This is a genomic window from Hafnia paralvei ATCC 29927, from assembly GCF_001655005.1.
GTDB lineage: Bacteria > Pseudomonadota > Gammaproteobacteria > Enterobacterales > Enterobacteriaceae > Hafnia > Hafnia paralvei.
In genome coordinates, this window is sequence record NZ_LXET01000039.1 from 13,295 (window position 1) to 27,772 (window position 14,478).

The 14,478-nt window shown below is 47.7% G+C and carries 13 protein-coding genes; 7 read left to right on the forward strand and 6 right to left on the reverse strand.

All coding sequences use genetic code 11. The features are described 5' to 3' along the window. Positions 1–37 precede the first annotated feature (37 nt). Entirely contained in the window at positions 38–793 is a 756-nt protein-coding gene (fnr, locus tag M988_RS09480) for a fumarate/nitrate reduction transcriptional regulator Fnr (protein WP_039186921.1), read from the reverse strand. A gap of 621 nt (positions 794–1,414) precedes the next feature. On the opposite strand from fnr, the gene M988_RS09485 reads away from it, so the two are divergent. Beyond that, positions 1,415–3,418, forward strand: a complete 2,004-nt coding sequence (locus M988_RS09485) for a peptidase U32 family protein (protein ID WP_064573832.1) — start codon at positions 1,415–1,417, stop codon at positions 3,416–3,418. 67 nt (positions 3,419–3,485) lie between these two features. Here the strand turns inward: M988_RS09485 and M988_RS09490 are convergent, their stop codons facing one another. After that, positions 3,486–3,692, reverse strand: a complete 207-nt coding sequence (locus M988_RS09490; protein WP_082919446.1) for a DUF1127 domain-containing protein — start codon at positions 3,690–3,692, stop codon at positions 3,486–3,488. Between the two features lie 180 nt (positions 3,693–3,872). Here M988_RS09490 and M988_RS09495 point away from each other — a divergent pair, with 180 nt between their 5' ends. Continuing rightward, on the forward strand, positions 3,873–5,336 hold the full coding sequence (locus tag M988_RS09495; protein WP_064573838.1) for an aminotransferase-like domain-containing protein: 1,464 nt from the start codon (positions 3,873–3,875) through the stop codon (positions 5,334–5,336). Here the strand turns inward: M988_RS09495 and M988_RS09500 are convergent. Then, entirely contained in the window at positions 5,326–5,793 is a 468-nt protein-coding gene (locus M988_RS09500) for a tetratricopeptide repeat protein (RefSeq protein ID WP_064573840.1), read from the reverse strand. The genes M988_RS09495 and M988_RS09500 overlap by 11 nt on opposite strands. A 21-nt stretch (positions 5,794–5,814) precedes the next feature. Beyond that, positions 5,815–7,002 (reverse strand): sugar transporter, encoded by a 1,188-nt coding sequence (locus M988_RS09505; protein WP_064573842.1) that lies wholly within the window; start codon positions 7,000–7,002, stop codon positions 5,815–5,817. Between the two features lie 256 nt (positions 7,003–7,258). On the opposite strand from M988_RS09505, the gene M988_RS09510 reads away from it, so the two are divergent. Further along, positions 7,259–9,046, forward strand: coding sequence for a methyl-accepting chemotaxis protein (locus M988_RS09510; RefSeq protein ID WP_064573845.1), 1,788 nt, complete (start codon positions 7,259–7,261; stop codon positions 9,044–9,046). 207 nt (positions 9,047–9,253) lie between these two features. Continuing rightward, on the forward strand, positions 9,254–9,868 hold the full coding sequence (tehB, locus tag M988_RS09515) for a tellurite resistance methyltransferase TehB (protein ID WP_008813526.1): 615 nt from the start codon (positions 9,254–9,256) through the stop codon (positions 9,866–9,868). A 59-nt stretch (positions 9,869–9,927) separates the two neighbouring features. On the opposite strand, the gene M988_RS09520 is transcribed toward tehB, so the two are convergent. After that, the gene (locus tag M988_RS09520; RefSeq protein WP_008813525.1) at positions 9,928–10,200 is read right to left on the reverse strand and encodes a hypothetical protein; all 273 of its coding nucleotides are present in this window, start codon (positions 10,198–10,200) and stop codon (positions 9,928–9,930) included. 119 nt (positions 10,201–10,319) lie between these two features. Further along, a complete protein-coding gene (locus M988_RS09525) occupies positions 10,320–11,159 on the reverse strand; it encodes a DMT family transporter (RefSeq protein ID WP_064573847.1) in 840 nt (279 codons plus the stop codon). A 98-nt stretch (positions 11,160–11,257) separates the two neighbouring features. On the opposite strand from M988_RS09525, the gene M988_RS09530 reads away from it, so the two are divergent. The 3 genes from M988_RS09530 (at position 11,258) to M988_RS09540 (ending at position 14,220) form a co-directional block, all read left to right on the forward strand. After that, the gene (locus M988_RS09530; RefSeq protein ID WP_039186697.1) at positions 11,258–11,749 is read left to right on the forward strand and encodes a MarR family winged helix-turn-helix transcriptional regulator; all 492 of its coding nucleotides are present in this window, start codon (positions 11,258–11,260) and stop codon (positions 11,747–11,749) included. A 74-nt stretch (positions 11,750–11,823) separates the two neighbouring features. Continuing rightward, complete coding sequence (locus M988_RS09535) at positions 11,824–13,284, forward strand: AMP nucleosidase (protein ID WP_071603099.1); 1,461 nt, start codon at positions 11,824–11,826, stop codon at positions 13,282–13,284. 303 nt (positions 13,285–13,587) lie between these two features. Then, entirely contained in the window at positions 13,588–14,220 is a 633-nt protein-coding gene (locus M988_RS09540) for a CatB-related O-acetyltransferase (RefSeq protein WP_064573848.1), read from the forward strand. Positions 14,221–14,478: the final 258 nt, after the last annotated feature.

The window sequence follows — 14,478 nt, forward strand, 5'->3', positions numbered from 1 at the left end:
ACCCGGGTTAATATCATTCAGAAAAATATCTGAACCATTACTCGTTGGTTGAGCGGGGATTGCCAGCCAACAGCGAAAGCGCATCAACATCTTGGATGGTGATGTATTTACCTTTCACACTTAAAATTTCACTTTTTTGGAAACGTCCCAGCAGACGGCTGATGGTTTCAACAGTCAGTCCCAGATAGTTACCGATATCACCACGTGTCATGGTCAAACGGAACTCACGTGGAGAGAAACCACGTTGAGCAAAACGGCGGGAGAGATTGTAGATAAAAGCCGCCAAGCGTTCTTCGGCGTTTTTCTTGGATAACAGCAGGATCATGTCCTGGTCACCTTTAATCTCACCGCTCATCAGACGCATCATCTGCTGACGCAGGCTTGGCATTTTGCCCGACAGATCGTCCAGAGTCTCAAACGGGATCTCGCAAACCATTGAGGTTTCGAGTGCCTGAGCAAAACTTGGATGCTGCTGATTACCGATAGCATCAAATCCCACCAGATCGCCTGCAAGGTGGAAAGCCGTAATTTGTTCATCACCTTGCTCGGTGATGGTGTAGCTCTTAATGGTTCCGGAGCGAATGGCATACAGCGATTTCAGCTCATCACCGGCTTTAAATAACGCCTGACCTTTCTGAATCGGCTTTTTACGCTCAATGATGTTGTCAAGCTGATCCAGCTCGTGCTCATTGAGAGTAAAAGGAATGCACAGCTGGCTAATGCTGCAATCCTGACAATGGATCGCACAACCGCCAGACTGGATACGACGAATGACGCGCTTTTCCGGAATCATAGGTAATGCCCAAGCAATATTGATATTGGTCAATTTTAACATCTTTTAGGGGAGAGAATAAACCCTGTTGTTGATCCAAACGATAATTTGACGTTTAAGTAGACATAACTTTAGGAAATGTGACCGAAATTGAGTTTGTTTTATGTGACAACGTCACAACAAAGAGATGTGTATGTTGTATTTATTTGTGTTACTTGTTTTTCATGTTAATGAATAGCAAATAAAATGGAGGTCGTTTTTTGGGATTCCCCTTTACGGGCTGGTGTGAAACTCATAGCTGGAGCGGCCTAGCGGCAGTCTTAAAAAAAATACGTTAATAAATTGTCGCAAATGAATAAATATCTTCACCACTCACTAAATGCAATATTAATAATTGGTTTAAAAATTTATTTTTGTTCAACGGCACGCTGCAATACGTTAAAAAAGCCAAAAGTAAAATGTAAGCAAACGTGGTCGCTCGATTTTAGCCCCTATGAGATATATCTGGCTGTTTTTTGATTATTGAGCTGAATTGGAAAATATCTGAAAAGAATCACTCAATGTGGGTGAGGTTTCCTTGTGAAGTGAAAATTCCAGACTACAATAGCCACGTTTTCGCCTTTTCACCAAGACGGTTAATCCATGCTACGAAGCGACGTATCCCACAAGAATAAAATTGAACTCCTCAGCCCTGCGCGCGATGTTGCTATTGCGCGTGAGGCTATTTTGCACGGCGCAGACGCCGTTTATATTGGCGGGCCGGATTTCGGCGCACGTCATAATGCAGGCAACTCGCTGAGTGATATTGCTGAGTTAGTCACTTTTGCCCATCGGTATGGCGTAAAAATTTTTGTGACGCTCAACACCATTTTGCATGATGCAGAATTAGAGCCCGCACGCCGGTTAATTCATCAACTGTATGACGCCGGCGTCGACGCACTGATCGTGCAAGATCTCGGCATCCTCGAGTTGGATATCCCGCCAATTGAACTGCATGCCAGTACGCAAACCGATATTCGCAGCGTAGAAAAGGCCAAATTTTTATCCGATGTGGGCTTCTCGCAAATCGTTTTAGCGCGTGAGCTTAACCTAAGTCAGATTAAAAATATCAGTGATAGCATCGATGCGACCGTGGAATTTTTCATCCATGGTGCGCTGTGCGTTGCCTACTCAGGGCAATGCTACATTTCTCATGCCCAGACAGGGCGCAGCGCAAACCGAGGCGACTGCTCTCAGGCATGCCGTTTACCCTATACGTTGAAAGACGATCAGGGGCGCGTGGTCGCCTATGAAAAACATCTGCTGTCGATGAAAGACAACGATCAGAGCCAAAATCTCATCGCATTGATTGATGCTGGCGTTCGCTCTTTCAAGATTGAAGGGCGTTACAAAGATATGAGCTATGTGAAAAATATCACAGCTTATTATCGCCAGCACCTCGACGCGATTATGAACGAACGTCCAGAGTTGGCGCCGGCATCCATGGGGCGCACCGAGCATTTCTTCGCGCCGTCCCCAGATAAAACCTTTCACCGTGGCAGCACTGATTACTTTGTCAATCAGCGCAAAATGGATATCGGCGCGTTTGATTCGCCAAAATTCGTGGGTTTGCCGATGGGTGAAATCCTGAAGGTTGGTAAAGATCATATCGATGTCAGCGTGACCGAACCACTGACTAATGGCGATGGTTTGAACGTATTGATTAAGCGCGATATCGTCGGTTTTCGTGCGAGTAAAGTGGAAAAAATCACGGCCAATAGCTTCCGCGTATGGCCTAACGAAATGCTGGATGCGTTGAAAAATATTCGTCCTCATCATCCGCTGAACCGCAATCTAGACCACAATTGGCAACAAGCGTTGCTGAAAACGTCGAGTGAGCGACGCATCGGCGTCAAACTGCGTCTAGAAGGTAATGAAAACCAACTAATGTTAACCGCAACCGCTGCAGACGGCGTTAGCGTGACCCAAACATTAGCAGGTGACTTCGACGTGGCCAAACAGCCAGAAAAAGCCTTTAGCAATTTGCATGACGGTTTGGCAAAACTCGGGCAGAGCATCTATTTTTCTCAGGGGATCGAAATCAATCTGCCTACGGCATATTTTGTGCCTAACGGTTTGCTCAATCAGTTGCGGCGCGAAACTATCGATATGCTGACAGAGGCGCGTTTACATGCGTATCAGCGCGGTCATCGTAAAGCCGTTTCGAAACCAGCACCGGTTTATCCCGAAACGCACCTGACGTTTTTAGCTAACGTTTACAATCATAAAGCCCATGAATTTTACCAGCGCTACGGCGTCCAACTGATTGATGCGGCCTATGAGGCACATCAAGAGAAAGGTGACGTTCCGGTGATGATTACCAAACACTGTCTGCGTTTCGCGTTTAATTTGTGTCCTAAACAGGCCAAAGGTGTGCAAGGGGTAAAAGGGCGCGCATCACCAATGCAGTTAATCCATCAGGATGAAGTGCTAACGCTCAAATTTGATTGTAAACCGTGTGAAATGCATGTGATTGGCAAAATTAAAAATCACATTTTGAAGATGCCGCTTCCAGGCAGCGTTGTTGCATCAGTTTCACCTGAAGAATTGATGAAAACGTTGCCAAGCAAATCAGCCAGCGCCACAAAAGCTAAAGTTCGTCGCTAGACACTTGCCAATCTGTGCTCGGCTCAAACCTCTCCACAAACGGGAGAGGCTTGAGTAATACGCATGCCTATTTTCTCTGACGCGTGATATTGTCAATATCCGCACAGGATAGACCAATATCTTTCAGCTGCTGCTCACTCATCCGATGTAAATCGTAATGTGCCTTTCTCCGCATACGCCACGTTTGCCAATGCTGATACAGTCCCATGAAAAATAGATAAAACGGCGACTGTAAAAAGGGTTTCTTGGCTTGGTTTTCATCATATCCCATCATGTTGCTCCTCGCTGTTTCGATAGGTCTATCATTGCGCGAAGCGAATACAGGTCACAGATACAAAAATAACTATTATTTAACATACAGATTGCGCATTATGCGATCTGAATGGTCAAATTCACGGGCAACTGTACTGGTTTTAGACGGTTTGAATCTCATACCACGAATCAAGGGGGCACAATGACGCGCTATCAACACCTCGCCGACTTATTAGCACAACGAATTGAAGCGGGGCTATATCAAAGCGGTGAGCGTTTGCCATCGGTTCGCACGTTGAGTGAGGAACATTCGGTCAGCATTAGCACTGTGCAACAGGCGTATCATTTGCTTGAAGATAGGCAGCTCATCAGACCGCAGCCAAGGTCAGGATATTATGTTACGCCACGCAAACATACTCCGCCTGCACCGGCGATCAGTCGGCCAGCGCAGCGTCCTGTTGAAATAACTCAATGGGAATGTGTTCTCGATCGCCTGAATGAAGAACCCGATAGCGATGCCATTCCTTTCGGCAGTGGATCGCCGGATATGAGTCAGTCCACGTTGGCTCCGTTATGGAAAGCGATGACTCGGCTGATGCAGTCACAAGACCGCCGAGTATTGAACTACGATCCCGTATATGGTTCTTACGCCCTGCGCGAACAGGTTGCGCGTTTGGCCATCGATTCAGGATGTCATTTAAATCCTGCCGATATCATTATCACTCATGGCTGTCATGAAGCGCTGATTGTAGCGATTCGCGCGGTTTGTTCGGCAGGCGATATCGTGGCGGTGGAATCACCTGCGTTTCATGGGATCATGCAAAAACTACGTGGTTCCGAAATAAAAGTGATTGAGATACCAACCGATTCAAGCACGGGGATCAGCGTAGAAGCGCTCAAACTGGCGCTTGAGCAGTGGCCAATTAAAGCGGTGATGCTCGTACCTAATTGCAATAACCCCTTAGGTTTCATCATGCCAGAGCCACGAAAGCGCGAATTGCTGTGTTTGGCTCAAGAATATGACATCGCCATTATTGAAGATGACGTCTATGGTGATTTAGCCTTTGAGTATCCTCGACCTATCACGATTAAATCTCTGGATATGGATGGCCGAGTATTGCTGTGCAGTTCTTTCTCGAAGACGGTTGCACCGGGACTGCGCGTGGGTTGGATTGCGCCAGGCCGCTATTTCGATCGCGTGGTTTACATGAAATATACTGGGACAGGCGCCTCGGTTTCGCATCCTCAGTTAGCCATTGCCGAGTTTATCAAGTCAGGGGGATATCAAATCCACCTACGCCGCATGCGCAAATATTATCAGCAGAATCTAGAGAAATTCACCTGTCGGGTGAGGGAGTATTTCCCTTGCGGAATCTGCGTCAGTCGCCCTCAAGGAGGATTCGTGATGTGGATTGAACTGCCAGAACATTTTGACTCAGTGCGCTTAAGTCTTGAGCTCAGCGAAGCGAAAGTACAATTTGTTATCGGTTCGCTGTTCTCTGCATCGGGTAAATATCGAAATTGTTTGCGATTAAATTACGGTCTGCCTTATAGCGATAAAGTCGACCAAGGTTTGCAAAAACTGGCTAAGGCGGTTGAGTGCGCCATGTTGGAATGCCAGCTGCAAACGGCGGGAGAAGCCCGTCAAAACGGCACTAATCGCTGATAAAGTCCAAATCTTGTGCGTAAAAATCGATCGCTTTGCGATAAGCTAGAATCGTGTCGTCCTGTGTGGTGCTAGTGAGTAGCAACAGGGTGTCACGCAGCGCACTTTTTGCATCGCCCATGCTGTATTTCGCCAGCGCATAAAACACCTGTAGCGCACGGTCGTTTGGGAAATGCGCCACGGCCTGAGTGAGAAGTTCATAGGCTTGCTGATAATTGCCGGTCACGCGATAGGTACTGCCAAGCCCTAAATAAGCCTCTTTTAAATCAGCGTCGGGCAATCCCAGGGCAATAGCCTTTTCATAATGAGGAATTGCCCGGTTCTCTTGCCCCAAACCATCACACGCCCATGCCGCATAATAGTGGTTCAACGCTGAGTTGGGGATAATGGCTAACTCTGCTTCTGCCGTATCCAGTGCTAACGCATAGTTCTGCGCCTTCAAAGCCGATAAAATCATACGCTCCCCATCCAGTCAGTATTAATAGCCTTTAGCCATTACTTCGGCATAGCGGCGGAAAATAAACACGCACCACAGCAAGGAAACCACCGCCAGCGCTGCACCAATATAGCCAATGTTTGCCATGCTGAAATGAATACTGATCTGATTTCCCAGCAAAGCGCCTGCGCCAATGCCGATATTAAAGATGCCCGAGTAAAGCGACATGGCAACATCGGTCGCATCCGGCGCCATCGCGAGAACTTTTACCTGCATTCCCAAACCGATGGTCATAATGGCCACGCCCCAAACGACGCAAAGCAGGGCAATCCACAGAGGGCTCGCGGCGGCAGGCAACAACAGCAACAGGCTTAAGGCCAGCAGCACAATGGCGCCAATGATGAGTGCAGTAGGGTGTTTATTACCCAACATGCTAAACAGCACGCTGCCGATAATCCCTGCCGCGCCGAGTATCAATAGCAACATGGTGGCAAAACCTTGGCTCATGGATGCCACGGTTTGGATGAAGGGTTCGATGTAGCTGTAGGCCGTGTAGTGTGCCGTCACCACAATCACGGTTAAAGCATATAAGCACAGCAGCGCTGGGCGACGAGCGAGAATCGGGATGCTTTTCAACGAGCCTGAATGTTCGCTTGGTAGCTTAGGCAGCAGTTTGAGGACGCAGATTAGCGTTATCGTGGCCAAGATACCGATGACCAAAAACGTGGTTCTCCAGCCTAAATATTGCCCGATAATTCGCCCGAGCGGCAGCCCTAAAACCATCGCTAATGCAGTACCCGTCGCCAACAAGCTCAGCGCCTGCGCCTTTTTCCCCGCAGGGGCCAAGCGAATCGCCAGAGAGGCGGTGATAGACCAGAATACCGCATGAGCAAGCGCAATGCCGATACGTGAGATCACTAAAATCCAGAAATTCCAAGCCACCACCGAAAGCACATGGCTGACAATAAACAGCACGAATATTTTCACTAGCAGCCCACGCCGTTCCATCTGGCTGGTCATCAGCATGAACGGGAGAGACATCAGCGCAACCACCCATGCGTAAATAGTCAGCATCAGACCCACTTGCGCGGTGCTCATCGAGAAACTGGCCGCGATATCCGACAGTAAACCAACGGGGACAAATTCGGTGGTATTGAAAATAAAGGCAGCCACCGCAAGGGTAATCACCCTTAACCATGCGGTTTTACGGGAAACAGGAGTTTTATTCATTGCGCTTACTAAGTTAGGAGAATGGAGAAAATAGAGCAGTAGTGAGCATCATACTGCTAAATGTTCAGGATTTATAGGTGATAGGACGACGGGAAAGCAGCAATGAGTGAGATCGGTTACTCTGCTGATTAATATGGTTTAATTTATTTATAGTGTAAATAACTCAAGTTTTAATTTTTGAGGCCGTTATTTAGTGAGCTGTTTTAATAAAAAACATAAGTCTGGCATATCTCTCTTCTAATCAGGGCAAGCAATCATGTTCGACTCTATCCGTTCACGTATTCTGGCAGCCTCCACCGCCATTGTTATTTGCTCTCTCAGTATTAACACCTATCTCAACTATTCCATCGCGAATAAATACAATAACAGCGCGATAGACAGTACCCTTGAAGCCGTTTCATCCAGTCACAACCGTGCTATCGCTGATTGGGTGGCTAGCAAAAGCCATCTGGTAGTATCGTTGACGCCGCACGTTACTTCTCCAGATCCGATGCCTTTGATGGTGCAGGTTGCCAACGGCGGTAACTTTATGGGAATCGATATTGGTTATCCGAATAAAATTGATATTTCATCGGTACCTAACAGCGTCCCCGAAGGCTATGATCCAACAACTCGGCCTTGGTATGTACAAGCAGTAAAAGCAGGTAAACCAATTATTACCGCGCCATATATTGACGTTAACACCAAGAAAATGGTGGTTACCTTTGCGGCACCTAGTATTGAAAATGGGGTGCTTAAAGGGGTCGTCGAGGGGGATGTGACGATGGACAGCGTAATCGAAAACGTTCGTTCAATTCATCTAACCGACAGCAGTTTCGGCATGTTGATTGATTCCGAAGGCAACATTATGGCGCATCCGGATGAATCTCTGACTCAAAAGTCGCTTCGGAGTATTGCGCCGACCTTGGATTTATCACGCTTGCTGAATGCCCGCACGCCGATTGAATCAGAAATTAGCGGTAGCGTAAAACTTCTACTGGCTCAGCCTGTAGCGGGAACGTCATGGTTTACCGTGGTAGCAATGGATAAAACTGAGGCTACGGCGGGTATGCGCTCTCTGCTGACAACCTCGTTAGTCACGCTGTTAGTGCTTATCGTGATTGCTGCCGTCATCATTGGCGTGATTGCCCAGCGCGCGCTAAAACCGCTTATTCGCATTCGAGATGCCATGGATGCGATCAGCTCCGGTACAGAAGATCTGACCCAGCGCTTACCTACGGACGGCAAAGATGAGGTATCGCAAATCGCCGGTGCCTTTAACCGCTTTGTCGATAAGCTCAGTGCGGTGATGAAAACAATCCGCAACAGCAGCGAATCTGTACGTGTAGCGGCCAATGAGATTGCTTCAGGGAACCAAGATCTCTCAAGCAGAACCGAATCCGCTGCGGCAAATCTGCAGCAGACGTCCGCCGCGCTGGAACAAATTTCCTCTACGGTGGCTCAATCCGCTGGCGCAGCTAAGCAGGCTAACAGCGCAGTACAATCGGCATCAGCCGATGCCTCGCGCGGTGGAGAAGCGATCGCTAAGGTGATCAACACCATGCAGTCCATTGAAACGGCCTCCGGTAAAATTGGTGATATCACCGGTGTGATTGACGGCATCGCTTTCCAAACCAATATTCTGGCGTTAAACGCGGCGGTGGAAGCGGCTAGAGCCGGTGAGCAAGGTCGTGGTTTCGCTGTGGTTGCAGGCGAGGTTCGTACCTTGGCGCAGCGTAGTGCTCAGGCGGCGAAAGAGATTAAAACGCTGATCGAATCAACGGTGCGCAGTGTGTCATCGGGGTCAACGCAGGTGCGCCAAACCAGCGATACCATGACCGATATTGTCACCAGTGTTTCGGCAGTGACGGCAATTATGTCTGAAATCACCAACGCGGCCGATGAGCAAATGCGTGGCATCAATGAGATCAACAAAGCCGTCACTCACCTTGATACCATGGTGCAGCAGAACGCGGCGCTGGTCGAAGAGTCAACCGCAGCCTCGGGGGCGTTATTGTCTCAGGCGAATGATTTGGTGGGGGCGGTAGGCCAGTTCAACGTCTAGAGAAATGGTAGGGGCCTGACTATTGGTGTGCTAGATATAAATATCATGCCGAGAGTCAGGCCTAGTGTTTACTGCGGCTACGGGGTTAATAATTTTTTTTCCGTGAGGTTGTCATGGAATGGTGAACTTGCCTACGCAGGGAAGCATTTATCGACAGAATGAGGGATAATTACCCGATTAATTCTGGTAATTGATATGGATACCCTAATGAACTCAGATAACAACACTACCGCTCGTGATGGCGATTATTACACTCGCAAATATCAGCTGACAGCCACGCATTCAGAAGTGTTAAACGCCGCTAAAATTGTTCCGGTGGGTAAAGCGTTAGATCTCGGCTGTGGTCGCGGTCGTAATTCGCTGTATTTAAATTCAAAAGGTTTTGACGTCACCGCATGGGATAAAAATCCGATGAGCATCGCGAGCCTGAATGAGGTTATTCAGGCAGAAGGGCTGGTGAATATCTCAGCCCATGAAGTCGATCTCAACACCCAGCGTTTTAGCGGAGAATATGACTTCATCCTCTCCACCGTGGTTTTTATGTTTCTCGATCGGCAACAAATTCCTGCCATTATCGACAACATGCAGGCTAGCACCCGCGTCGGTGGCTACAACCTGATTGTTGCGGCTGTAGACAGCCCAGACTACCCGTGCAGCGTACCATTCTCGTTTACGTTCAAACCAGATGAACTGCGTAATTACTATGCGGGCTGGGAGTTTGCAAAATATAACGAAGATGTGGGGGAATTACATCGCATAGATGCCAATGGTAATCGCATCAAAATGCGCTTTGCGACCATGCTAGCTAAAAAAGTGAATTAACGTGCGGTAATGAGAGGAGCTTTAGCGCGCCATGATAAGAGCTAAAGCTCCACATAAGATTAGTAGTAAACACATTCATGTTCGATTTCTGGGTCACTATGCATCATGGCTAAAATAGCCGTAAGAAGGTGGTCAATATTGTGGTTTGATTCTCGTTGCTGAATTCGACTCACCCATTCTGGCCCATCGATATGTTCTCCAGGCCGCACCAAATAGCTATATTTCTGCACGGCTAGGTGGAAGTTCTCCTCAATATGATCGTACTGCGCACAGCGACAGTTTTCGACAATCAATATTCCTGCATAGGTTCGAGTCAAACCAAAAGTATTCATATAACACCTCAGAGAGGAATGAATGACTACTCTTTATGTATAGCATTTCCATGTGGCATTTGTGTGACGAACCGTAACAATAGAGGGCTATTTTCATTATGGCGCCATGAAAAAGGGCACTAGAGCACAACAGGTTTCGTCTTAATTACCTTCATCAACAGGATGGAGATAAATATTAATGCAATGCCGCTCCATTGTGTGATAGATAGCCTCTCGCTGAGGAAGATAGAACCGAGTAGAACAGCGGTAACCGGATTGAACAGCGAAATCATCGACATGGTGTGTGGACCGAGCAGGCTTACAGATCGAGTCCAGCACCAGTAGGCGAATGCCGTGTTGCAAACGACCAGCCAGATTAAACCTACCCACGTTTTCGGCGTAGGCAGCGCCGGAGCACCCGCAAACATAAACGCGAACGGCAACAAAATAACTCCCCCCAGAAAAAGCTGCCAAGCGGCAAGTCCAAGCTGATCGTGAGTTGGCCAGCGTGCTATCCACAGTGAGGTTTGCGCCATGAGCAGAGTCCCGAGCAACGCGGCTGCTACGCCGATAGGGTCAAGGTTAGCCGATGGATTTAGCAATAGCACCACGCCAAATAACCCTAATAAGGCAAGGCCAAGCTTTGATAATGCAGGTTTTTTTCCCTCTTCCCCCCATTGCAATAACAACACCATCAACGGTAATGTGGCTCCTAGCGTTCCCGCAACCGATCCCGGTAAGCGGTGTGCCGCAATAAACAAAAGAACAAAGAAAAAAGATATATTACATAGGCTTATTGCCAGCATTCGGTTCCACCTCAGCGGTGGCAACGCGCGATGGATAAGCAACAACAAAAGGCCAGCCGGTAGGGCTCTAAAGACGGCTATCCATACCGGTGATATATCTTGTAGAAAGTAACCGACAACGGCGTAGGTACTTCCCCAGAGCAACGGAACCATAAAAGCGATGAGTATATTCATATATATCTTTTTGAAAAGTTACTTTTGTAAAAGATAAGTTAGTGGCAAAAGTACAATAAAACAAGTATCTTTTTAAAAAGACATATAGGAGGGTGGCGATGGAACAAGATCACGTAGATAAAATCATTGCGCAATGGCAGCGTGAACGACCGGACCTCGATTGTTCCCCAATGGGGATCATTGGCCGCATGGCCCGCATGGGACAGCTTTTATCAAGCAAAGTGACCCAGGTTTATGAACAGCATGGTTTGGATACTATCGAGTTTGATATTTTGGCCACGTTGCGAAGAAGTGGTGAACTGATTACTCCTACCGATCTTTATCAGACGGTAATGCTTTCATCAGGCGCGATGTCAGTGCGACTGGAGCGGCTGGAATCACGAGGGCTCGTGTTCAAACAGCCCAATGAACATGACAAACGCAGCTGTAAAATTGGGCTGACCGAAGAAGGGTTAAAGGTGATAGATAGAGCACTTGAGCACCATGTGCAGAATGAAAAGCAGATCCTTGAGCCACTCAGCGCAGATGAAAGACAACAATTAGCAGGCCTAATGCGTCGCTGGTTGCTGCATAATGAGCCTGCAGAATAAACATCAGCCTGAATAAATGGGTGGATGCGCCATACTGTTTTAACCACAGCTTTGCGAGTCATTAAGGGGATATTTTGAATAAATCACAAGAGACAATGCATCTCACGGCATCCGAAGCACTTGATCGACTCGAAGCACTGTATGAGTCAGCGCTGGCGGCCTTGCGTACCGCCATCAGTGATTACATCAGCGATGGTAAGCTGCCGGATGTTGGTGCAAGAGCAAAAGGGTTGTTTGCCTATCCACAGCTGAGCGTAAGTTGGGACGGAAAATTCCGCGATCATCTGCGAACTCGCGCCTATGGGCGCTTTTCTCGCACCGGTCAGTACAGCACTACGATTGCACGTCCAGCTCTGTTTAGAGAGTATCTTTCAGAACAGTTAACGCTGCTAGAAACGGAGTATGGCGCTAGCTTTGAAGTGACACCGTCACAACAAGAGATGCCATATCCATTTGTTATTGATGGTTCCGACCTCATCCTTGACAGAACCATGACCGCAGGGTTGGCGCAGCATTTCCCTACCACCGATTTAGCGCAAATTGGTGATGGGATCACCGATGGTTTGGAGACCGGCGGCGATTTCTTCCCACTTTCACATTTTGATGCGCTGCGGACAGATTTCTCGCTCGCTCGACTCAAACATTATACCGGTACGCCTGCGGAACATATTCAGCCTTATATTTTGTTCACCAACTATAGTCGCTATGTCGATGAGTTTGTCAGCTGGGCATGCGAACAAATTCTTGATCCTAACAGCCCGTATGAAGCACTTTCCTGCGCCGGTGGAAGCTATATTACGGCCGAAACGGCAGATCCAGAAAAGACCACGTCTGACTTAGCGTGGAAGAAACATCAGATGCCAGCGTACCATCTGATTTCGGCTAACGGGCAGGGGATCACACTGGTTAACATCGGTGTAGGTCCATCAAATGCCAAGACAATTTGCGATCACTTAGCGGTGCTAAGACCGCATGTTTGGCTGATGATTGGACATTGTGGTGGGCTACGCGAAAGTCAGTCGATTGGCGATTATGTACTGGCGCATGCCTATCTCCGTGACGATCATGTTTTAGATGCGGTTTTACCCCCAGATATTCCAATCCCAAGCATCGCTGAAGTTCAGCGCGCGCTATATGACGCCACTAAAGCCGTGAGTGGGATGCCGGGTGAAGAGGTGAAACAGCGTTTGCGTACCGGTACCGTTGTCACATCCGACGACCGTAACTGGGAACTGCGTTTTTCCGCATCAGCGCTGCGTTTTAGCTTGAGTCGCGCCGTAGCGGTTGATATGGAAAGCGCTACGATTGCGGCTCAGGGATATCGGTTCCGCGTTCCGTACGGAACATTACTGTGCGTTTCTGATAAACCGCTGCATGGTGAGATCAAACTGCCGGGACAGGCAAATCATTTCTATGAAGGTGCCATTTCTGAACACTTACAAATTGGCATCCGCGCGATTGATTTGCTGCGAGCCGAAGGCGATAAACTTCATTCTCGTAAGCTACGTACGTTCAATGAGCCGCCGTTCCGTTAAGTATTAAGCAGATAGGCCCACGAAAGTGGGCTTTTCTGTGATCGCGCTGTGTAAAATCTCGTGTATCACTACACTGTTAAAACTCCAGATTTCACGTAGCGTTGTCTCTATGCTGAACGGTTTTATAACGTGTCCGAGCTTGATATTATAACAATACTCATTGAAAGCAGGTTTATCCCTATGCATCTTCTATATCAGCCATTGCTGAAACATCCCCGGATCTCTGATAGCAGTAATTATCTGAACGAGTAATTACTGCCACGAAAAATCGTTCCGTGGCTCTTATTAATAGAAGGATGAGTCATGAAAGAAAAGCATTGGTCAAAACTGGAATATCTACACCTGACCGTAAAGAATCCCAACATTTTAGTTAGCGGCACTCACAGTTATTACAGTGACTGCTGGGACAATGGATTTGAGAAGTCGGTTGTTCGATATTTACACGGCGATAGGATTAGCCAAAGCTGGGAGCCGCTAGGCAAGATCGATAAACTCAGAATCGGAGATTATGTTTGCATTGGTGCTGAGTCCGTTATTTTAATGGGCGGTAATCATAATCACTGCATGGATTTTATTAGTCTTTATCCCTTTATGGAGACAATAACGGATACATATCGTCATCGCGGTGACACGGTTCTTAACGATGGTTGTTGGCTGGGAATGCGTTGCATGATTATGCCTGGCGTTACCGTAGGCGAGGGTGCCATCATCGCGGCTGGAAGTATCGTGACGAAAGATGTGCCAGACTATGCGGTTGTCGGGGGTAATCCCGCCAAAATACTTAAATACCGGTTCTCTGAATCCGATATTGGTAGAATTCTAGCGTTAAATATTTACGACAGATCTGAAGACGAGCTTGAAAGCGTCAGAACCTTGCTAAGCTCGAATGATTTAGATGCGCTGGAGTTTGCACTGCGGGCGTCTGCAAACCCATAAGTACAATAAAGCTTGGAAAAGACAATAAGTGAGTGCTTTGAGTCTTTCCGAGCTTTTCTGACAAAATCTGACGGGCAAAATTCTACGTTTTAAATCTCAGACTTCACGTAGCGCAATCACAAAGAGGTGACCGAGCGTTGGTGATAACAGCGCAACGCAAAGAATGCATATCATTACCGATGTCTGCATGTTACCGATACATAATCATTCATCACGCATGATGACTCAGGATCAACTGACAGGGGAAAGGGGCGGAAA